A 23637-nucleotide genomic window follows, 5' to 3' on the forward strand; every position below is an offset into this window, starting at 1 on the left:
CTTATGAACATGTTTTCAATAATTACATTTATCCTTGTGGTAATCGCCGTGGGATTATATGCATATTTACGAAGCCGTAAAATTAATACTAAAAACGCAGACGGCTACTTTATGGGGGGACGGAGTTTAACTGGATTCACAATTGCTTCAACAATCATAATGACCAACCTCTCAACCGAACAAATTGTTGGGCAAAACGGACAAAGTTATGTTGCAGGAATGGAAGTCATGGCATGGGAAGTTACAGCAGCAATTGCAATTGTACTTTTAGCCTTAGTTTTTTTACCCAGGTATTTTAGATATGGGGTAGATACTATATCAGATTTTATAGAAATGCGCTTTGATACTTTTACAAAACGCCTCGTATCCTTACTCTTTATTTTTACATACGTAGTATCGTTTTTACCTGTTGTTTTATATTCAGGCGCATTAGTATTCAATAAAATCTTTGACATCAGCGGCTTATTAAACATTAGTAATATGAGCGCTATTGTACTGATATCTACTGTAATAGGTAGCGTTGGTATACTTTACCTATTTATTGGTGGCTTATCTTTAAGCGCACATAGTGATTCTATATATGGTATTGGGTTAGCCATAGCAGGTTTAGCTATCCCAGTATTAGGATTAGTACTCCTTGGTAATGGCCACTTCTTACAAGGATTTGATAAAATCATTCAAGAAACTCCAGAAAAACTAAATTCTCTTGGAGCTATAGATTCCGATATAGTACCATGGCCTACTTTATTTTTTGGTATGTTTTTCAATAATTTATTCTTTTGGTGTACTAACCAAATGATTGTCCAAAAAGCACTTGCAGGAAAGAATCTAAAAGAAGCACAAAAAGGTACACTGTACGTTGGCGTATTTAAAATTTTCAGTGGTTTATTCTTAGTATTCCCAGGTGTCTTAGCGTTCAACTTACTTGGTAGTAAAATTAAAAATCCTGACAACGCGTATCCAATGTTAGTAAGTGAATTATTGCCACAGTGGGGTTACGGCTTATTCGGCGCTGTTATATTCGGTGCAATTTTAAGTTCTTTTATAGGGTCATTAAATAGTACAGCAACACTCTTCTCACTAGATTTTTATAAGTCAGTAATAAATAAGAATGCTAGTAATAAACAAGTTTCTCGAGTAGGAAGATTAGTAACAATACTTGTCGGCATTATTGTAGTAATAATCGCTCCAATGATTTCACTTTTCCCTCAAGGATTATACGCAGTGGTTCAAGAATTTAACGGAGTTTACAACATGCCTTTATTAATACTGGTCCTTGTTGGTTTCTTTGTAAAAAGAACATCTTCTCTTGGTGCTAAAGTGATGTTTATTTTACACATCATTATGTATGCGCTATCAAAACTGTTGCTAACAGATCTCCACTACTTATATGTACTGAGCATCTTATTCTTTATCGACTTAATCATAATTAGCATATTCAACAAATACAAACCTTCAAATGAATTTGATTTTAATGTCAATTACGCGAAAGTCGATATTACACCATGGAAATACAGATATATTTTAGGAGGAATCATTGTATTAGTTGTAATTTTGTCATACTTATTCTTTTCACCAATCGGAATAGCAGGAGGTCTTTTATAATGTTAACTATAGGCGTAATAGGTGCAGGTCGTATAGGACAGTTGCACGTTAATTATTTAAAAAACAATAAAGATGTACGAATTAAATGGATTTCGGATTTAAATTGCGACAAAATGGATGCTTGGATTAAAGAATGTAGTATCGAAAACAAAACAAAAAACCATATGGATATAATCAATGATTCAGAAGTAGAAGCTATTATAATTTGTTCTCCAACTGATACTCATGTGGATATTATTAAATCGGCATGCGCCGCAGGAAAACATATATTTTGTGAGAAACCCATTAGTTTATCTATAAAAGAATCTGAAGAAGCATTAGACGCTGTTAAGAAGTCTAATGTTAAATTGCAAATGGGCTTTAATAGACGTTTTGATAGTAACTTCAAACAACTACAACAAAGCATTACAAATGGTGATTTAGGTGAAATACAAACCTTAAGAATTACTTCAAGAGACCCGGAGCCCCCACCAATTGACTATATTAAGAGATCAGGTGGCTTATTTATGGATATGTCTATTCACGATTTCGATATGGCACGCTATTTAATGCAATCTGAAATAACAGAAGTGTTTGCTGTAGGTGGCGCGTTAGTTAATCCTGAAATTAGTCAATATGATGACATTGATACTGCAATTATTACACTTAAATTTGAAAGCGGTGCACTAGCTGTAATCGAAAACTGTAGAAGAAGCGTTTATGGATATGATCAAAGAATTGAAGTACTTGGAGAAAACGGCCTAATTACAGTTGATAATGCACAGTCATCTACTTTAACATTTCATAAAGCAACAGGTATCTCGACTGAAAATCCACCCTATTTCTTCTTAGAGAGATATTCTGAAGCATATAAAATTGAAATGGATCAATTTTTAGATGCAATTGTTAACGATAAAGAAGTGTCATGTACCATTGAAGATGGCTATAATGCACAAAAAATCGCAATAAAATGCAAAGAGTCATTAGATGAGCAACAAACAAAAGCATTATAAAGTTTAGAGCCTTTGAAGAGGCATCGCCTTCAACATGAATTGAAGACTAAAGGCAGATTCCGCACCCTGGTCAAGTAAATTTAAAAATATAAAAAAGCTGTTAGATATCGCAAAGATACCTAACAGCTTTTTTAAAATTAAAACTAACTGAATATTACAAGCCTATTTTATTTTTAAAATTTGTCCTGTTTTAATACTATTTGAATCTAGATTATTATCAGATTTTATTTTATTTACTGTTGTATCTTGTTTCTTAGCGATACTATACAAGGTATCACCTTTTTCAACGGTATATGTTTTAACTAAGTAGAGTGTTTGTCCTTTACTGATATTATTCGTCTCAAGATTATTCCATTTTTTGAGATCTTCAACACTCACTTTGCTTCTTTTAGAAATGTTATATAAAGTATCACCTTCAACTACTTTATGCGTATCACCTGATATACTGTCATCGTTACTATCGGGGTCAGTCAATTTCAATGTTTGACCGATGGATAATGTATTATCGTTTAAGTCATTCCATTTTTTAATATTATCAATTGTTACGCCACTTCTCTTAGATATACTGTACAATGTATCGCCTTTAACTACCTTATAAGTAGAACCTGTAATGGCATCGTCATCTTCGCCACCTAATTCTTTATAGTGTTTCTGAACTAAACTATAAAACTGATTCATGTTATAGCCCCATTGGTTAAAATAAGCTACAGGGTCAGTATGGTCTGTCCCACCCCAGTACTGGCTAACTGCATTATGACTAATAATTGTCCCAGTTCCTTGATTGTTATCTGCAAGGGAAGGTTGTAAGCCGTTTTGTTTTAACATTTTAGCAGTTAAATAAGCTTGGTTGTTCACAGATTTAGCAAAACCATCAAATGTGTTAGATCTTGTTAATTCTATTTGATAAAAATATGGGTTGGCATTTGCTCCGGCACCCCATGCTAAATAGTCGCTTGGCGATGTTTGTATAATTTTGTCACTACTTGCGTATGCGTGAACAAAGGCATTATTGTAGTTATTATACATGTAATTTACTTCACCATCGATTGTACTGTTAGGGTTTGCAGTTTCGTGAATAACAACACCGATAAATTTCCCTGATTTATAATTATATTTTGGTAAATTATTCATACGAGCATCTTGTACTATTTCTGCAGGTTGTATGTTGTTATTGTCTAGGTATGTATTAACGTCTTGGTACGCTCTATTTGCAAATGTGCTCATTTCTACTGAATTATGTTCTGCAACTTTATCATGTAGTTTCAAATCCCCTGGCGTTAACTGATTTTTCAAAGCCTGTGGACTCATTTTTTGCGCTTTTTCAAAATCTATTGCCTTACTTGTATTTTCATTTTTAGTTTCTTCTGCACGCTTATTAGAATTATCTTCTTGTGCGGCTACAACTGTGCTACTTAACAATAAACTTGTTGCTAACATAAATGACAAGCTAACCCTATACTTCATAACACCATCTCCTATTTTAAATTTTCAAAGCGCGATACTATATAAACATCTATTTCTTGTACAACGCCTTATTGTCTCATCTTATAATATTACAAGATTATTTACAAAAAATAGTTTTATTTTAAATATTTTTATATACACATAATCTTATTTAAAATTTGCTCAAAAAAGCTACTGCCTCAAAAGACAGTAGCTCATATTCAAATGTCCACAATCACACTAGATAAAATAGCAACCAATGCAACTATGAGTACCAATATTAAAAGTGAATCAATTCGCTTTTGGTTACGTTCATTCATAGGCTTTCTAAATTCTTTTAATGCGAAAAATCCTGTGATTAATACAATTACTAAGCACAATAAATGAAATAACAACGCTAATACTTCCATTATCATCACTCCAAACTTTAAATAATTAAGTTTGTTGCTTTACATCTTTTTCTATTATTTAGGCTTTTCATGTACAAAGCCTTCCCCATTCGATATATTACGTTTTATATTTCACAGTTACAAAAAACAAAGATTAATTTATATTCTTTTTATTCAATTACCCTTTTTTGACGACTAAAAACAAATATCAATAGTTCATCTAGCTTACATAATAATAAAATCCCCTCATATTAAATATAGAAAATAATGCTATTTAATTAATATCACAAAAATAACCCCGTAAGCATAAGCTTACGGGGTTTTCAGATACAATATCTATTATTGTTCTTCTTTAACATATGGTAATAATGCCATATGACGAGAACGTTTAATAGCTAATGTCAGCATACGTTGATATTTAGCTGAAGTACCTGTTACACGACGTGGTAAAATTTTACCGCGTTCTGAGATAAAACGTTTTAATAAATCTGTGTCTTTATAGTCGATGTGTGTAATTCCGTTTGCTGTGAAATAACAAACTTTTTTACGACGACGTCCGCCTCTTCTTGGTCCACCTGCCATGAAAACTGCCTCCTTTTAAGTTGTTTTTTTACCGTCAATTTTGAATGTTTATCAATCATTTATAATGACTACTGTGCTATTATTTTCTATTATTAAAAGATTTAAAATGCGTGTGAAACATTGTACTAAATCTTTGTGTGTGTGTATGTGTACTACTAATGTTATAAAATTATTCACCATTTGTCAACACGTTCAGATAAATAAACATCATTTACTTGAAATAAATTTAATTCCCTCTTATTTTTTAATCATTTAGAACTAATTTAACTTCTTCACTTAAATCTTTATAATGATTGTTAATAAAGAAATGATCTCCTTCAAAAAAGCGATAATCTACATCACCCTTTGTTAGTTCTGACCATTTATATAAATTATTGTCGCAAATTGAATCTTGTTTGCCTACAAAAACAGATAAATTTATTTCTACTTGTCTTTCTTTTGGTTTATTACAATAGTAGTCTATAGCTAAAAAGTCATTTTTTAAAGCTGGCTTAACAAGTTCCCAGAGCTCTTCATGGTTTAAAATCTCGTCTGGTGTACCACCTTTATCTTTAACAAACTGTTTAAATGCTTTATCATCCATGTATTCTATACCGTTATTTCTATCTAAACAGCCTATAGCTGCACTAGCACAAAGAATCATATGTTTAGGTCGATAGCCTAACTGATCAAGTTTGTAATAAAGTTCATAGGCTAAAATTGTACCTAAACTATAACCTAATAATATAAATTCTCCAGGTTTTTCTTTAATAATTTGATTTACTAAATCATCAACCATATCATCAATACTATCTAAAGCAGGTTCAACAAATCTTTCGCCACGGCCAGGCAATTCTAATGGTTTAAATTGAATGTGACTTGGTAAATTATTTCTCATTGGATAATATAATGTTTTATTTCCCCCTGCAAACGGGATACAAAACAGCGTTGTGTCAGTCATATACTCACCCCTTAAAGTATAAATTCTGTATTAAATCTTTTTGTAATATCTAATAGCTCTACAACCAAATTTTGGTTAGTTGTTTCCAAGATAACTGATAATGCGTATTTTTCAAAAACGAGATTATGGAAAAATGAAAAGCTTTGACTCATATTTTTTTCTGTTTCAACGATATTATAACTTTCTCGCCCTGGCGTAATTGAAAAAGAATCTAATTCTTTATACATACCAATACCAAGTAATTTCAAATAGCATTCTTTCATTGTCCACACTTCAAAAAAACGATTGAACTGAACATCCGAATTTTGTGCGTTCATAATATATTGATATTCTGTTAAAGCAAAATATTTTTTAGCAATGTCTAAATCAATAGCTTCAATTTTTTCTATATCAATGCCAACATTTTTATCACTGACAACACACACCGAAAACCCATCAGTATGTGAAATATTAAGATGAATACCACTTGGCATCTGTAACACAGGCTTGCCATATTCTTCTTTGCTGAATTGTATATCATCAAAATAACACCCCGTGTGTTCACGTATGCAATAATACTTAAATAATTCAGAATATCTAGTATTTCTTTTGTCTTTTTGATAAATGAAAGCACTCGTGTTTAATACATACACAGTAATTTTCACAGTTACACTTCCACATCGTTTGTTAAATTAAAACCATTGAAGCAGTAAATAATTATTTACTGCTTCAATGTTGTATTAAAAATTATTTTTTGGATGACTAATCATTTTAGATAATGTCACATTTTCTATAGGTTGCCATTTGAAGTTTAATTTTTCGAGTATAAAGTTAGTTTTAAAATCTAATACTTCAAAGTGTGATTTATTGAAAATATTATTATCTAATATACCCGTGTGAAGTAAGAAGTCATTGATTTCATCACTCATTACGTCGTCTTGAATACATTCCATTAAATAATCCACAAACTCATTCCATTGCACATCTTTAATATTATAATTGTTTTGGTTATATACACTCATTAATTGTTTGAGTGGAAGGTGATTATTATTATATATATGATGAATTTCATTACTTAATTGATTATTTTTAATCAATTTGCTACATGCTTCGGCTGCTTGATCCACAGAAGTGAATTCTAAATCATCATTTTCTAAATCCGGGAATATTTCTAGGTTCTTGAATGATTTAATAATACTGTAGAAGGCATTATTCTCTTCATTTTTTTGGAATATCCCTGTAAGAGAATCACATTGCAAGTTACCTAATCTATATATATTAGTTTCAATGCCATCTTCTCTACTAGAAATCAATAATTTTTCAGCTTCTATTTTACTGTCTAGATAAACATTATTAAGTTTTTGACCAATATCTATATCATATTCTGAAAATGTTAGGTGTGCTTGGTCTTTCACTTGACCTGATGCAATAGAAATTGTAGACATATGATGAATCTCTTTAAATTGATTATACTTAGCAAATTGAATTAACTGCTCTATACCGCGTACGTTCACGCCATAAGAAGCATCTTTAGTCGCAAAGTGACTTACATTCGCTGCAGCATTAACAACTATATCAATATTTTGAGATAACTCCTCGTAAATTTCAGTTTCCATACCTAGTTGCTCAGATTCAATATTTCCTTCAACGATATGAATTCTATTAGCATATTCAGGATTGATTTGAGACTCGAAGTAATAAACCCAATTGCGCTGTAATTTAGTTTCTCCATCAATATCTTTATTACTTCTAACCATTACATATATATCGAAGTCTGTATCTTCTAATAAATTATTCAATAGATAGACACCAAAGAATCCTGTAGCACCTGTAAGCAATGCATTTTTACCTTGTTTCTCTGCATTTGAGCCAATAACATCATATTTCTTAACGCTGTCTTGTTTATATCCATTTATTTTTTGAATAAATTCGCTACTAAATTGATGTGTATGTTCCGCGTGAATATCTTTGAGTGATGCTAATTTTGTTAAAATATTTGTATTATCTTTACCGACAAGCGACTCACTTATACGTTCAGTCGTTTGTAGTTCAAAAATATCTTTAATAGAAATATTATATGATTTCGATAATAGCGACGTAAGTTTAATTGCTTTGATAGAGTCTCCACCAATTTCAAAGAAATTATCATAAACACTTACTTTATCAGTATTTAATACATCTTCAATTGCTTTAACAATGTTAGCTTCTATATCATTTCTAGGTTCGACAAATGCTTGTCTTTCAATTTCAATTTCAGGCAATGCACGTTTATTTAACTTACCATTAGAAGTTATAGGTAGCTGATTAATTTGTGTCATATAAGCTGGAATCATATAATCTGGTACTTTTCGAGCTAATTCCGTTTTAATCTCAGAAAATGAAAGTGTTTCATCTGACACTAAATATGCACAAATCGCTAAAGCTTCACCAGCCATTGGTTTAACTATTACACCCGCATCTGAAACATGATCAATTCGAAGTAGATGACTAGAAATTTCACCAAGTTCAATACGGTAACCACGAATTTTTACCTGTTCATCAATACGACCTAGATATTCAATTTGACCATCTGTTCTCCATTTTGCTAAATCACCTGAACGATATAATTTACCTTCACCAAATGGGTTATCAATAAATTGTTGCTGTGTTAATTCCGGACGGTTTAAATAGCCTTTTGTCACAGCGATACCACCAATACAAAGTTCGCCAGGGACACCAATGCCCATAAGGTTATTGCTATTATTTAAAATATAAATTTGGACGTTAGCTATCGGATGCCCAATTGGAATCACATCATATACCTCACTAGCAGGTAATGGATTATATATAACCTCAATTGAAGCTTCTGTAGGCCCATATAAATCAATTAATAATGTATCGTTTCGTCCACCGATTAATGTATTAAAACGGTTCACTTGTTCTGCTTTTAGTGCTTCACCACTTGCGAGTACATAATTAACTGACGCAATATCACTCATTTTATCAGCTGATTTAATATAATCTACAAACACACCTAACATAGAAGGCACAAAGTGCACCATCGTGATTTCATGTTTTTGAATCAGTGATGTAATTTTATCTGGATTGCCTTCTTCTCCGGATGGTAGTAAAACTGCTTGCGCACCAACCATCGCAAATCCAAAAATTTCCCAAACTGAAACGTCGAACGTAAATGGCGTTTTAAATAAAATTGTTTCTTCCTTATTAAAATCATATTTATCAATCATCCAATTAAGTCGATTCATTACACCTTCGTAAGATACGATAACACCTTTAGGATTACCCGTAGTACCCGATGTATAAATAATATACATTAAATTAGAAAGACCTGTAATATGTTTTAAGTTATCTGTTGATAAATCTGTAAGGGAAGATTTATGAGCCAAATCAATCACTTTATTATCATAATTAATTGTTCTATTTAACTTACGGTCCGTAAGTAATAAAGTTAACTGACTGTCTTCTAAAATATAATTGATACGGTCACTAGGGTTATTTGGGTCAATTGGTACATATGCACCACCTGCTTTCAAAATACCGTAAATGCCTATCATCATTTCTAAACTACGATCAGCCATCAAACCGACAAGTGTATCAGCTTTTACACCTTCTGCACGTAATTTATGTGCTAATTGATTCACACGTGAATTTAGTGCTTGGTAAGTTAAACTTTCACCTTCAAAAGTGATTGCTGTTTGATCCGGCGTTTTAGCTACTTGCTGTTCAAATCGTTCAATAAATGTTTGCTTATTATCTAGTTGTACGTGAGTATTGTTAAATTCTCCAAGAATTTGTGTTCTTTCTTCTCCTGTAATCATTTCAATCTCACTAATATTTTGTCCTGGATTATGAATAATCTCAGTTAATATTTGCATATAGTGTTTTAACATGCGCTCAACAGTTTGTTGTTTGAACAACTCCGCACCATACTCTATCGATACTTGGTATGCACCATCATCTTCAATTGTCATGTTTAAATCAAATTTAGCATTTTTATTCGTTGCTTCTTTTGCTTCAATTTCCCAATCCTCAATTTGAAGATTCTGCTGTTCATTATTTTGTAAGGTAAAGAGTACATCAAATAATGGATTGCGTGTTAAATCTCGTCTTTCCACTACTTCTTCAACTAGTTCTTCCAATGGGTACTCTTGATTGTCATACGCTTTTAATGCTGTGTTTCTGACTTCAACTAATAATTGTTCAAATGATTTATTGGCTTCAGGATAAGCACGCATTGGCAACGTATTAACAAACATACCTAATATATTTTCAGTATCTTCATGGGTACGGCCTGAGATTGGGCTACCTACCACAACATCTTCTTGTCTACTATATTTATGAAGTAAAATCATGAATGAAGATAATAGAATCATATAGTCCGTACTACCTGTCGTTTGTGCTAATTGATGTAATGCGTTTCTTGTTTCTTCTGGCATTTCAGCTGTAACTGTTTCACCTGTGAAACCTTGTTGTTTAGGTCTTGAATAATCATAAGGCAAGTCTAAAACAGGAGCCTCATCTTTAAATTGAGATAGCCAAAATGTTCGTTGATCACTTAAATCACGTGTGTGCATCCATTCACTATAATCTTTGTACTGTACTTTTAAGTCATTCAAAGCTTTTTCATGGTATAGAGCCGTGAATTCTTTAATAATCAGGTTAATAGAGAAGCCGTCTGAAATAATATGATGCATATCAAATAATAAGACATGTCGTTGTTCAGAAAATTTAACGATTTTTACTTTTAATAATGGCGATTGACTTAAATTAAAAGGCTTCACAAAATCATTTAACAAACTTTCGTAATCATCAGTATAAAGTTCTTCATAATCTACTGATATATTTGCCGATTCATCTATAACTTGGACTGGTTCGCCATCCATTGTTTCAAAATGTGTTCTTAACGCTTCGTGGCGTTCTACTAAAATTTGGAATACATTTTGAACACGGTCCACATCTACGTCACCATTTATTTCCAGCATACTTGGCATATTATAAGCAGTTTGTCCTTCTCCCATTTCATTTAAAACATATAATCGTTTTTGTGGTGAGGAAGCTAAATAATATGGTTTGACCTCAGCTTGAGGGATATTTCGTCCACTTACGCCATTTTCTTGCTCCTCTATAACTTTTGAAAGTTGTCCTACTGTCGGGCTTTCAAAGATAACTTTTAAAGGCAATCGTACACCTATTTCACCTTCAATTTTGTTTATAATATTGATTGCTTTAAGTGAATGACCCCCTATTTCAAAGAAGTTATCATGTATACTTACGCGTTCAATATTTAAAACATTTTCAAAAATACTAGCAAGCATTTTTTCTACATCATTTGTTGGTTCAACATGCGTCTTGCTTTCAACTTTAATTTCAGGTAATTTCTTTTTATCTAATTTACCATTTGATGTTACAGGTAATATATCGATTTGAGTCATGTATGATGGAACCATGTAACCTGGTAATTTTTTACTTAACTCCGTTTTAATATCATAAAAATCAATTTGCTCGTCTGAAACTAAGTAAGCACAAATCGCTAATTCTTCTCCTGCCATTGGTTTAGCAACTACTGCAACATCAGATATAATATCGATTTGACGTAATAAGCTTTCAATCTCACCTAATTCAATACGATAACCACGGATTTTCACTTGTTCATCTAAACGGCCGAGATATTGTACATCACCTGTAGCACTCCACTTCGCTAAGTCACCTGTACGATATAATTTACCTTCACCAAATGGATTGTCGATGAATTTTTCTGATGTTAAACCAGGACGATTTAAATATCCTTTTGTCACACCAACACCGCCGATACACAGTTCACCTGGTACACCAATGCCCATGAGATTGTTGTCTGAATTCATAATATAGGCTTGTATATTTGCAATAGGTTGACCAATTGGTATTTCTTCATAGGTTTGACCGGCAGGACAAGGATAATAAATAACTTCTATTGAAGCTTCTGTTGGTCCATATAAATCAATTAGCAAAGTATTATTTTGATCACCTATTAATATGTTAAATTGGTTTACTTGTTCAGCTTTTAAAGCTTCCCCACTTGCCAATACATAATTAACGGATGCAATATCACTCGCTTTATTCGCTGTTTTAATAAAGTCGACAAATACACCTAACATAGATGGCACAAAGTGCACCATTGAGATTTCATGTTGTTGGATTAATTCGGTGATTTTCTCTGGGTTACTCTCTTCTCCAGAAGGTAGTAAGACTGTTTGTCCACCAATGATTGCCCAGCCAAAGATTTCCCATACAGAAACATCAAATGTAAATGGCGTTTTGAATAGAATTGTATCTTCAGAGCTAATATGATAATGATCAATCATCCAATTCAAGCGATTCATCACACCTTTATAGGGCACCATAACGCCTTTTGGTTTACCTGTTGTACCCGATGTATAAATCACATACATTAAGTCAGATACGTCGGTAACATGTAATAAATTATCCGTTGGTTGTGTTGAAACCATTGAGTCATCTGTTAAATTGAGCACAGTTTGATTAAATTCAATTGTTGTATCTAGCACTTGATCAGTTAGCAAAACAGTCGGTGCACTATCTTTTAAAATATAGTTGATACGGTCACTTGGATAATTGGGGTCGATTGGTACGTAAGCGCCGCCCGCTTTTAAAATACCATAAATGCCTATAATCATTTCTAAATGGCGATTTGTCATCAATCCGACAAGTGAATTAGGCTGTATCCCCTCTATGCGCAAGTAATTTGCTAATTGGTTCGCTTTATCATTCAATGCTTCATAAGTCAGGCTCTCACCTTCATAAGTAATTGCTATTTGGTCAGGTGTTTTAGCTACTTGATTTTCAAAACGTTCGACGAATGTTTGATTATTATTGAACGGAACTTTCGTATTGTTAAATTTATTGAAAATAACATCTTTTTCGTTTTGAGTTACCATTTCTATTTCACTAATTTTTTGTTCAGGATTATTACCAACATTAGACAGTATCTCGATAAAGTGCGTTAACATGCGTTCAATTGTATCTTGACTAAATAATTCTTCACCATATTCTAAAGAAATTTTGTAACCATCATCATCTTCAATAGTCATACTTAAATCAAATTTAGAATTTATATAGGAAGGTTCTTTTTGTTCAATTGACCAATCATCAATTTGAAGACTTCCTTTTTCATTATTTTGTAAAGTGAATAATACATCGAATAATGGATTGCGTGTTAAATCACGTTTTTCAACTACTTCATCTACTAGTTCTTCTAAAGGATATTCCTGATTGTCGTATGCTTTTAATGATGTATCTTTCACTTCAGATAATAACTGATTAAAGGATTTATTTCTTTCTGGATACGCACGCATTGCTAATGTATTAACAAACATACCTAGCAAGTTTTCAGTATCTTTATGCGTACGTCCCGAAATCGGGCTACCCACGACAATGTCTTCTTGACGACTATATTTGTTTAGTAATACCATAAATGATGATAATAAAACCATATAATCTGTACTACCTGTTGCCTGCGCTAATTGATTAATTGTATTTCTAATATTATCTGGCATCTTCATGCTTACTGTTCTACCAACAAAACTTTGTTGATTTGGTCTTGAATAATCATAAGGTAAATCTAAAACTGGCGCTTCGTCTTTAAATTGAGACAGCCAGAATTCTCTTTGTACATTTAAATCACGTGAATTCATCCACTCGCTATAATCTTTATACTGTATTTTTAAATCCTCTAAAATGCGGTCTTTATAAAGTGCGGTAAATTCTTTAATGATTAAATTAATAGATAGTCCATCTGAAATAATGTGATGCATATCAAATAAAAGTACGAATCGTTGTTCAGCACATTTAACAATTTTCACCCTTAATAAAGGTGCATGAGCTAAATTGAATGGTCTAATGAATTTATTTAGTAATGATTCATAATCTTCAGTATGCGCCAGTTCATAATCTACAGTAATGTTTAATTGTTCCTCAATAATCTGAACAGGTTCTCCTTTTACTGTATCAAAGTGTGTTCTTAATACTTCATGACGGTTTACTAATTCTTGGAATGCACTTTGCACACGTTCAACATCCACATCTCCTCGTATTTCTAACATACTCGGCATGTTATAAGCTGTTTGTCCGTCTACCATTTCATTTAATACATATAAACGTTTTTGTGGTGAAGAGGCTAAATAATATGCTTTGTCTTCAGCAACTGGAATTTCATGATTACTTGAATCATTCGCTTGATTTTCTATAATTTTAGTAAGTTGTGCTACTGTTGGGTTTTCAAAAACAGATTTTAATGGTAAACGGGTCGCCATTTTACTCTCTATTTCATTAATAACACTAATAGCTTTTAGCGAATGACCTCCTATTTCAAAGAAGTTATCAAAAATACTGATGTCTTCAACATTTAAAACTTTGCTAAATATTTCAGCAATTTTTTCTTCTATATCATTTCTTGGAGCCACATAATCTCTATGTTCAACTTGAATTTCTGGTAATTCTTTTTTATTCAATTTGCCGTTTGAAGTTACTGGTAACATATCAATTTGTGTTATATAACTTGGAATCATATATTCTGGTAATTTTTTACTGAGCATTTCTCTAACTGCTTCAAAATTAATTGTTTTATCTGAAACTAAGTAAGCACAAATTATCAAGTCTTCATTACCAGCCATTGATTTTGTAACTACTGCTACGTCTGATATATTTTCAATTTGATCTAATAAACTTTCGATTTCACCAAGTTCAATACGGTAACCGCGTATTTTCACTTGTTCATCCATACGGCCTAGATATTCAATAAGTCCATCAGCGCCCCATTTTGCTAAGTCACCTGTGCGATACAGCTTGCCTTCTCCAAACGGGTTATCAATGAATTTTTCTTGTGTTAATTCTGGGCGGTTTAAATAACCTCTTGTCACACTTACGCCACCGATACATAATTCTCCTGGTACATCGATGCCCATAAGGTTGCTCTCTTCATTCAAAATATAAGCTTGAGTATTTGCAATTGGTCGACCAATTGGTATTTCTTCATATGATTTATGATCATGGCATGGATAATAAATCACTTCGATTGATGTTTCTGTTGGTCCGTATAAATCTACTAGCAACGAACTATTTTCTTTGCCAATTAGTTGATTAAAACGATTAACTTGCTCAGGTTTTAAGGCTTCACCACTGGCTAATACGTAATTAAGTGAATCAATAGCATTTGCACTTGATGTGGTTCTAATAAAGTCTATAAATACGCTTAACATAGAGGGTACAAAGTGTACCATTGAAATTCTATGATGTTGAATGAGCGAGGTAATTTTTTCTGGGTTACTTTCTTCACCAGAAGGTAGTAAGACTGCTTGTCCACCTATCATTGCCCAGCCAAATATTTCCCATATCGATACATCAAATGTAAAAGGTGTTTTAAATAAAATTGTGTCTTGATGATCGATATTAAATTCATCAATCATCCAATTCAGTCTGTTAAGCACACCTTTGTAAGGAACCATGACCCCTTTTGGCTTACCTGTTGTTCCTGATGTGTAAATGACGTACATCAAATTAGAAACGTCTGTAACACGCTTCAAATTACTTGTAGGCAAGGTTGATAGCAGTGAATTATTAGTAATATTAATAACAGTACGATCATAGTCAATAGAAGCATCCATATCTTCATCAGTTAACAACACACGAGGTTGACTATCACTTAAAATATAATTAATTCGTTCACTTGGATGTTCAGGGTCCATTGGTACATATGCGCCCCCTGCTTTTAAGACACCATATATAGCAATTAGCATCTCTAAACGACGTTGGCTCATTATCCCAACAAGCGTGTCGGGTTTTACACCCTCATTTCGTAATTGATATGCCAATTGATTTGCACGATCATTTAATGACTGATAAGTTAAACTTTGACCTTCATAAGTAATTGCCGTTTGATTAGGCGTTTTTTCCACTTGTTCTTCAAAACGCTCCACAAATGTTTGCTCATTATTTAATGGTAAATGCGTATCATTAAATTCATGAAGTATTTTTTCTTTTTCTTCACCTGTCACAATTTCAATATCACTGATGCTTTGTTCTAGATTGCTTATCATACTGTTCAAAACATTCAGAATAGTATCGTGCAATTGATATACATCCTTCTCATCTAATGCATCAATTTGATAATCGTAGTCAATATCTAAGCCGTTTTTACTACTTCTATTACTAACGTTTACACTTAATGGTGCATTATTAGTACCTGAATCTAACCACTCGTCTGAAAATCCATCTTCTATAAATTCTGCATTATACTGAGTGTTTTGGAATGAGATAAAACAATCTAGCAAGCCTCTTTTATTTCCACTATCCTCAACAATATAATCATAAGGGTATTTTCTATGTTTTAATAAATTAAATGTTTCAATTTTTATTTTATCTAAATATGACTTAATTGATAGATTTTTATCTATTTCCACTATCATCGGTAGAACTCTTGAATAAACCCCTGTTGACGCTTTCTCTTTTTTACTGTTTCTGTTATGTATGAGCAAACCGACTGAATTTATATTAGAAAGTGTTTTTTTATACTTAATAATAAGCATAATAGCAGAAAATAGATTACTTATGCTTAACTGATTCTCTTCGCAAAATGCTTTGATATTTTTAGTGTCTATATTGGATAGACTGATACTTTTTCTTTTGCCCACAGCGCTGCCTAACGTTGTCTTTTCAAAAAGCGTATTATCTTCAAAATTTTTCAGTTTTTCTAACCAAAATTGTTTATCTTTATTAAATCTATTTGAATTTTCATATTTTGATTCAGAAGCAATATTTTCTAAGTAAGAGTTGATATCAGATTCATCAACAGGTTTTCCTGCTAATATCTTAATTAGATAATTGACAACAATGGTCATACTCCAACCGTCACTTATAAGGTGATTTTGTAACAAAACTATACCGTTATGCCCTTCTGGAAGCCTTACAATTGTAGCTTTGTATAAATCTTCATTTAAGGCAAAAATGTTTGTTCTAGCCTTTTCGTTAACCCATTTTTTATAAGAGTCCTCATCTTGATAAAAGTCTAAATAATCGTAATTTCTATATTGAAAGTTTGCTAAATATTGTTGGTGCACCCCATCTTTTTTAGTCATTCGCAATCTAAGACTTTCATGATCTCTCACTAGCTTGTTAAAAGCTTCATTTATTTCTTCATATTCTAAGCCATTTCTTATATGCATAACACCAGCTATATTATTTATACTAGTGTTTTCATAATATTGTTCGATTTGTAATATTTCATTTTGTGCATAAGACAATAATTTTGTTTCCATTTATAATTGCAAACCTCCTATCAATATACAGTACATACCTTATAATAATATTATTCAATGTTTTTTTCAATCATATGAGTTTGTTTATATTTCTATAGATAAATTTATAAATTCCCTTATTTGTTTTTCTTAAACATTATTAACCAAATGTTAATAATTTCAAAATGAAATTAATTTCATAGTTGTAGACAATTCAATTTAGCTCAATTGCTTTAAAATAGAATATTCCGATTTTTCAATATAAAATAGATACGATGATTTTTACAATTGAGATCACTTTTCTAATAAATTAAGAGGAGATTGATCAACAATGAATTATTTTATGTTAAATCACGCTTGTAGTTTTAGAATTATTCATTCATTTTGAAGCGCCTATTGAAGCAATAGATGATAAAATAAAACTTATTAAACGTAACATTTCGATCATATTGAGCAATGAAATTTTGTTGATTTTGAGGGTTTATCTATTATTAAAAAAAGAGATTAAGTAACCTGAGGTTACTTAATCTCTTTTTCAATATTTTTATAAGCCTTATTTAGATTAAGAGCCTATTTCACACATTCACACACATATAATACAATTTCACACATATAATACAATTTTGACGATCTACATTAACATTCACACAATGCTTGTAGATTAAAACGGTAAATCATCATCACTAATATCAATAGGTCCATTGGCGTTTGCAAATGGGTTGTCCGATTGATTATTTTTGTTTGATGAATTATTGCTATTATTATTGTTGTTGTTTTGGTTATTGTTTTGATAAGATGCCGTATTTTGACCTGATTGTTGTCCACCAAAGTTTTGGGAATTGTTATTTCCTTCTTGGGCATGACGTTGATTTTGATTTTTAGGTTCAAGGAATTGAACACTATCACAAACCACTTCAGTTACAAAAATACGACGTCCTTCTTGGTTTTCGTAGCTACGTGATTGAATGCGACCGTCAACGCCAGCTAAACTACCTTTAAATAAATAGTTATTGACATTATCTGCTTGTTTTCTAAAAACAACACAGTTAATGAAATCTGCTTCGCGTTCCCCTTGCGCATTTGTAAACGTACGGTTTACTGCTAGAGTAAAAGTCGCAACACTCACGCCTGAGGGTGTTGTTCTATATTCTGGATCTTTCGTTAAACGACCGACTAAAACAACTCTATTTATCATTTAAACGAACCCCCAATAATTATTTTTTATTAGTCTTATCTTCGTCTGCACGAATTACGATATAACGGATGATATCATCGTTAATTTTAGCTAAACGTTGGAATTCATCAGTAGCTTCGTTGTCTTCAGCTTGGATACGTACTAAGTTGTAATAACCTTCACTAAAATCATTAATTTCATAAGCTAAACGACGTTTACCCCAATCTTTAACTTCTAAAGCTTCTGATCCGTTAGAAGATAAAATACCGTTAAAACGTTCAACGACAGCTTTTTTAGCATCTTCTTCAATGTTCGGACGAACGATGTACATAACTTCATATGTTCTCATTTATAATTGCACCTCCTTGTGGTCTATGCGGCTCATCATCATTTGTGACAAGCAAGGAATAATTTTCATTACTCACAATCAAGAATTATAGCACAGCCCATTACATTTTACAATGACTATTGCCCTAAAATACTATAAAAAAACACAAGAATGTTTCATATGAAACACGGCCTAACGTCTATACAATACGAGTTAAAAAAACTCTTACAAAACACTTTGTTATAATAAGTGTTTTTTATTAATATTTAATTTTAATTGAAAGAATATGTCACCAAATATATGGTTGCTAAATCTTTTTAATTCTAATAGCATACAATTTGAGTTCGTTTTTTATAATTATAAACTTATTTAGCACCTAACATTTTTAAAATATTAATTACATACAAAGGAGCAAACTATGGTTTCAGTAATCAAAAAAGGGTTAGTCACTGTAAGTGTATTATTTGCATCAACGTTAGCAATGAATGTAACAAACGCCGCTGGAGATACATCAAACCCAAAAGGGACTATGGGGTCTGGTTACCAACAATACATTGAAAAGCACCCTGAAAAAAGTCCTGAAAACAATTCAAATGAGTCAAAATCCGAAGCAGGCACAACCCAATCAGGCGAACGCATTTTAGACATTTCAGAATGGCAAGGTGACTTAACTGAACAAGAAGTTAAAGACCTTAAAGCAAATTACGACTTCATCATTATTCGTGCTCAATATGGTTCTGAGAAAGTGGATGCTTCATTAGAACACAATTCAGCTTTATTAGACAAATATAGCATGGACTTTGGTGTATATTCTTATAGTATGTATGAAAACCCTGAAGATGCACGCTACGAAGCACAAACATTATACAATCGAGCACCTAAAGCTAGCTTTTACATCAATGACTTTGAACAAGATACAGTCACTTCAGGTACTACAGAAGAAAGTACATCTGCATGGTACGATGAAATGAAAAGTTTAGCCGGCAACAAAAAAGTCCTATTCTATTCTTATGAAAATTTCATGGCAGAACATGCCTCAGAATCTGCCAATGAATATGATGGTTCCTGGGTTGCCAATTATAATCCTGACCAACCTACCCGTGAGCACGTATTATGGCAATATACTGATAGTTATGCATCACCTGAATTAAACCAAGATATAGATGCGAATTACACTGGGCCAAATGTAAGCTCAGATTGGTTCACATCTTAAACTTTATAATAGCTTCCTTCTAAAAATATATTTATAGCCCGAGACATAAGAACATCCCTCTTTTGTCTCGGGCTTATTTTATGCTTTTGTAATTAGAAAATTTCACCTTGAAGACGTGCTTCTTATCAGCTTAATTTATTATATCCCCGATTAAATGCCTGAAATACACAGATATGACTGGTCCCTATTTATTTATAAAAAACGCTTCCCTAAAAATTTAGGGAAGCTCAATATGAAACCTTTTGCTATATTTGTTTACACATTAAATCTAAAGTGAACTACGTCGCCATCTTTCATAATATAATCTTTACCTTCTAAACGCTGTTTCCCAGCATCTTTGGCACCATTTTCACCATTAAATTCAACATAATCATCGTAGCTTGTTACTTCAGCACGGATAAAACCACGCTCAAAGTCTGTATGAATAATACCTGCACACTGAGGCGCTGTCATACCAGAGATGAATGTCCAAGCGCGTACTTCTTGAACACCTGCAGTAAAGTAAGTTGCTAAACCAAGTAAGTTATACGTTGTACGAATTAAACGATCTAAACCAGGTTCTTCAATGCCTAAGTCTTCTAAGAACATTTCTCTATCTTCATCTTCAAGCGTTGCGATTTCTTCTTCGATCTTAGCGCTAATTACGATAACCTCTGAATCTTCTTTACTCGCATATTCACGAATTAATTTAACTTTTTCATTATCTTCATCGCCAATTTCATCTTCGCCTACGTTAGCAATATATAACATTTCTTTAGAAGTTAATAATTGTGCTTGATTCACAAATTTTTGGTCATCATCATTAAATTCAAGGCTACGAACTGGATTCCCTTCTTCTAATGCTTCTTTAATTCTTGCTAAAATGCGTGCTTCATTTACTGCATCTTTATCTTTTTGTTTCGCCATTTTTTCTGCTTTTGGTAAACGCTTTTCAACAGATTCTAAATCTGCCAATACTAATTCCATATTGATTACTTCGATATCATCAATTGGGTCTACGCGTCCTGAAACGTGGGTCACATTATCATCGTCAAATGCACGTACTACTTGGCAAATTGCATCTACTTCTCGAATATGTGATAAGAATTTATTACCAAGTCCTTCACCTTTAGAAGCTCCTTTAACGATTCCGGCGATATCTGTGAATTCAAATGTTGTTGGAATTGTTTTCTTTGGTTGTACCATTTCTGTTAATTTATCTAGTCTGCTGTCTGGTACCTCAACAATTCCTACGTTAGGATCAATTGTCGCGAAAGGATAATTCGCTGCTAGTGCACCTGCTTTTGTGATTGCATTGAAAAGTGTAGACTTACCTACGTTGGGCAAACCAACTATACCTGCTGTTAAAGCCATTATTCATTCTCCTTATTTTCAGTATCTTGATGCGACACTAATATTTTTTTTATTTTCTTATTAAAAATTTGTCTTGGGATCATAATACTTCTTTGACAGTTTTCACATTTTATTCGGATGTCTGCACCTACACGAATGATTTTAAAACAATTCGTGCCACATGCATGCTGCTTTTTCATCTCTACAATATCATTTAAACCATAATTTGATGTCATTCTGTCATACCTCCGAACATCTTATGCATTATTTTTTTGATTCGCATCGTATTGCATCATCATAGGTTTCGGTATTTTAATATCATGTTGTTTAAATACTTTCAAAATCTCTTTTCTTAAAATACGTGCACCTGAAAATCCTTCTCCAGGTATCGTTTCAGCAGAAATCCACAACGTAATTTCATCTCTTGTAATGGAATTAATACCAATCACTTCTGGATTTGATATAAATAAATAATATTTAGAACGCATCGTTTCAAAATGTTCAACTAATATCTTTTCTACTTTATCGATATCTTCTTCTACGGAAACTGGCATTTCTACCATTGACTCACCATTCGTTACTGAATAGTTTGTAATTTCACCCACACTACCATTAGGTAATGTTGTCAATTCGCCCGTAATCGTATTAATTCGCATTGAACGTAAACCAATTGACTGTACTGTGCCTTCTGCTACCGTAGTACCGCCACTATTAATTTTAACATAATCGCCTACATCAAATTGATTTTCAAAGATAATGAAGAAACCTGTGATAATATCTTTAACAATTGTTTGTGCGCCAAAACCAACTGCTAAACCAACAACGCCAGCACTAGCAATAATGCCTCCAACGCTTATACCAAACTTACTTAAAATTGTAGTCAATACTATAAACCATACCACATATGCTACTACGTTTTGAACTAATGCTATTAAAGTTTTCGAACGTTTTTTATTCGCTTTTTTACCTCTATTTTGTATTTTAAAGAATTGCGCTATTCCTTTATTTATAAAACGTAAGACAATCCAAGCCACGATAATATAAACAAAAATCATAATGATATTCGATATCAACGTTTGATAAGTCTCTGGCTTCGTTAACGGTTCAATTAACGAATAAAGGATGCTTTTAACTTGATTCAACTACTCTTCCTCCTTAGTACGATACACATTCTTATTCTATTATAACTAAATTTTCTTTAAAACAAATCCAACTTCAGCTCCATGATTATAACAACTTCATTCATATTAGAATTATGTCTTAATCACTTTATGCCACATCATAAAAAGGCTTATTACCTATATGACTAACTTAAATATCTGCAATCTTATAATAGTTTATTAAAACTTTACACATATTCAAAGCATTTCCGCATCTTTTATCTAAAAAACAAAAATATTTCAGTGTCTTAGCGCCATCGACAGTCTAAATTTTGACTTTTCACTGTTACAAAAAATATTGTTACATAAACTTATAATTTATAACAATTCATTTAATTCATAATCATACTTTAGAATTCAAAATTTTGATGCTCCTTATAACTATTAAAATCGCAAAAGAAAAAGAACCATAATTAAAAATTATGATTCTCTAACACCAGTCAGTAATAATACTACAAATATGATCTATAAAACAAGTGGTTTTCAAATTTTAAAAATTATATTTAACCTAAAGCCTTACCCTAGTTATAAAGTGTTATTTAACTATTCATAGATGCTATTCTTATTTATATGAGAATAGCACTATCAAGTATACAAAATCGACTAATCATGAAAGGACACTTACTGATTCTTACATCGGTAAGCGTCCTTTTTCAGCTATAAAACCATTACTCGTTTCCATTTGGTTATTGTACGCATTTGGTTGAAACTGATAATAGACATATAGATAAATATTAGTCAGTAAATTGTTTTTCAAGATTATTATAAAGTTTAAAAATCATCACACGTTCTCCTGTGCGAGAGCTTAAATCCGTATGAAACCCTTTGACTTCTTCTCCTGTAACAGATAATACAATGTCATCGAGTGCTTCAATACCAGATTCTACAAGTTTTGAGCGTGTTCTTTTAATGGTTACTAATCCTTCGTTAGTTTCACAAACTTTATACTCTGCTTGTGTTAATACACCCTGTAAACTCACAATAATCATATCACGCAATATATCTGTTTTTACAGAAAGAGAGCCACGGCCAAGGAAGTCTTTTTCCCACTGTGTAATTGCTTTGCTGATTTCAGACTCGTAAGTGCCTTTGGTTGTTTTCATTTAGTATGCATCTCCTGTAGAACCAAAATGAGGTTAAATTAGATAATTATTTGAATAAAGATAACACTATCATTTTTACATACTTTTCTCCACAGTTCTACAATATCCCCCG

15 protein-coding genes are annotated in these 23637 nt (G+C 32.2%); 3 read left to right on the plus strand and 12 right to left on the minus strand.

The window, feature by feature from the left end:
• Positions 1-3: 3 nt before the first annotated feature.
• Together ACA31_RS01665 and iolG are read left to right on the plus strand one after the other, a co-directional pair.
• Positions 4-1605 carry a solute:sodium symporter family transporter gene (locus tag ACA31_RS01665; RefSeq protein ID WP_057511654.1) on the plus strand — a complete coding sequence of 534 codons (1602 nt, stop codon included), beginning with the start codon at positions 4-6 and terminating at the stop codon, positions 1603-1605.
• Positions 1605-2597: an inositol 2-dehydrogenase gene (iolG, locus tag ACA31_RS01670; RefSeq protein ID WP_057511655.1), complete on the plus strand. Its 993-nt coding sequence runs from the start codon at positions 1605-1607 to the stop codon at positions 2595-2597. The genes ACA31_RS01665 and iolG overlap by 1 nt, the downstream gene beginning before the upstream one ends.
• A 162-nt stretch (positions 2598-2759) precedes the next feature.
• Here iolG and ACA31_RS01675 read toward each other — a convergent pair whose 3' ends face one another.
• The 8 genes from ACA31_RS01675 to rpsF all read right to left on the minus strand — a co-directional run bounded on the left by ACA31_RS01675 (position 2760) and on the right by rpsF (position 18738).
• Positions 2760-4061 carry a peptidoglycan recognition protein family protein gene (locus tag ACA31_RS01675; protein ID WP_057511656.1) on the minus strand — a complete coding sequence of 434 codons (1302 nt, stop codon included), beginning with the start codon at positions 4059-4061 and terminating at the stop codon, positions 2760-2762.
• 200 nt (positions 4062-4261) lie between these two features.
• Positions 4262-4450, minus strand: a complete 189-nt coding sequence (locus ACA31_RS01680) for a hypothetical protein (RefSeq protein ID WP_057511657.1) — start codon at positions 4448-4450, stop codon at positions 4262-4264.
• A 318-nt stretch (positions 4451-4768) separates the two neighbouring features.
• Positions 4769-5011 (minus strand): 30S ribosomal protein S18, encoded by a 243-nt coding sequence (gene rpsR, locus ACA31_RS01685; RefSeq protein WP_002506086.1) that lies wholly within the window; start codon positions 5009-5011, stop codon positions 4769-4771.
• A gap of 244 nt (positions 5012-5255) precedes the next feature.
• The gene (locus ACA31_RS01690; RefSeq protein ID WP_057511658.1) at positions 5256-5951 is read right to left on the minus strand and encodes a thioesterase II family protein; all 696 of its coding nucleotides are present in this window, start codon (positions 5949-5951) and stop codon (positions 5256-5258) included.
• 11 nt (positions 5952-5962) lie between these two features.
• Positions 5963-6595, minus strand: a complete 633-nt coding sequence (locus ACA31_RS01695; RefSeq protein ID WP_057511659.1) for a 4'-phosphopantetheinyl transferase family protein — start codon at positions 6593-6595, stop codon at positions 5963-5965.
• 75 nt (positions 6596-6670) lie between these two features.
• Positions 6671-17236, minus strand: a complete 10566-nt coding sequence (locus ACA31_RS01700) for a non-ribosomal peptide synthetase (protein ID WP_057511660.1) — start codon at positions 17234-17236, stop codon at positions 6671-6673.
• A 640-nt stretch (positions 17237-17876) separates the two neighbouring features.
• Positions 17877-18410 carry a single-stranded DNA-binding protein gene (gene ssb / locus ACA31_RS01705; protein WP_057511661.1) on the minus strand — a complete coding sequence of 178 codons (534 nt, stop codon included), beginning with the start codon at positions 18408-18410 and terminating at the stop codon, positions 17877-17879.
• Between the two features lie 19 nt (positions 18411-18429).
• Positions 18430-18738, minus strand: a complete 309-nt coding sequence (gene rpsF / locus ACA31_RS01710) for a 30S ribosomal protein S6 (protein WP_057511662.1) — start codon at positions 18736-18738, stop codon at positions 18430-18432.
• 397 nt (positions 18739-19135) lie between these two features.
• Between rpsF and ACA31_RS01715 the strand changes: the two genes are divergently transcribed.
• The gene (locus ACA31_RS01715) at positions 19136-19930 is read left to right on the plus strand and encodes a GH25 family lysozyme (RefSeq protein ID WP_057511663.1); all 795 of its coding nucleotides are present in this window, start codon (positions 19136-19138) and stop codon (positions 19928-19930) included.
• 255 nt (positions 19931-20185) lie between these two features.
• On the opposite strand, the gene ychF is transcribed toward ACA31_RS01715, so the two are convergent.
• The 4 genes from ychF to ACA31_RS01735 form a co-directional block, all read right to left on the minus strand.
• Positions 20186-21283 carry a redox-regulated ATPase YchF gene (gene ychF, locus ACA31_RS01720; RefSeq protein WP_057511664.1) on the minus strand — a complete coding sequence of 366 codons (1098 nt, stop codon included), beginning with the start codon at positions 21281-21283 and terminating at the stop codon, positions 20186-20188.
• Positions 21283-21498 carry a DUF951 domain-containing protein gene (locus tag ACA31_RS01725; RefSeq protein ID WP_057511665.1) on the minus strand — a complete coding sequence of 72 codons (216 nt, stop codon included), beginning with the start codon at positions 21496-21498 and terminating at the stop codon, positions 21283-21285. The genes ychF and ACA31_RS01725 overlap by 1 nt, the downstream gene beginning before the upstream one ends.
• 21 nt (positions 21499-21519) lie before the next feature.
• A complete protein-coding gene (locus tag ACA31_RS01730; RefSeq protein ID WP_057511666.1) occupies positions 21520-22404 on the minus strand; it encodes a mechanosensitive ion channel family protein in 885 nt (294 codons plus the stop codon).
• Positions 22405-23156: 752 nt separating this feature from the next.
• Positions 23157-23525: a DUF2294 domain-containing protein gene (locus tag ACA31_RS01735; RefSeq protein WP_057511667.1), complete on the minus strand. Its 369-nt coding sequence runs from the start codon at positions 23523-23525 to the stop codon at positions 23157-23159.
• Positions 23526-23637 lie beyond the last annotated feature (112 nt).

This window comes from Staphylococcus sp. NAM3COL9 (assembly GCF_001431205.1).
In the GTDB taxonomy this organism is placed as follows: domain Bacteria; phylum Bacillota; class Bacilli; order Staphylococcales; family Staphylococcaceae; genus Staphylococcus.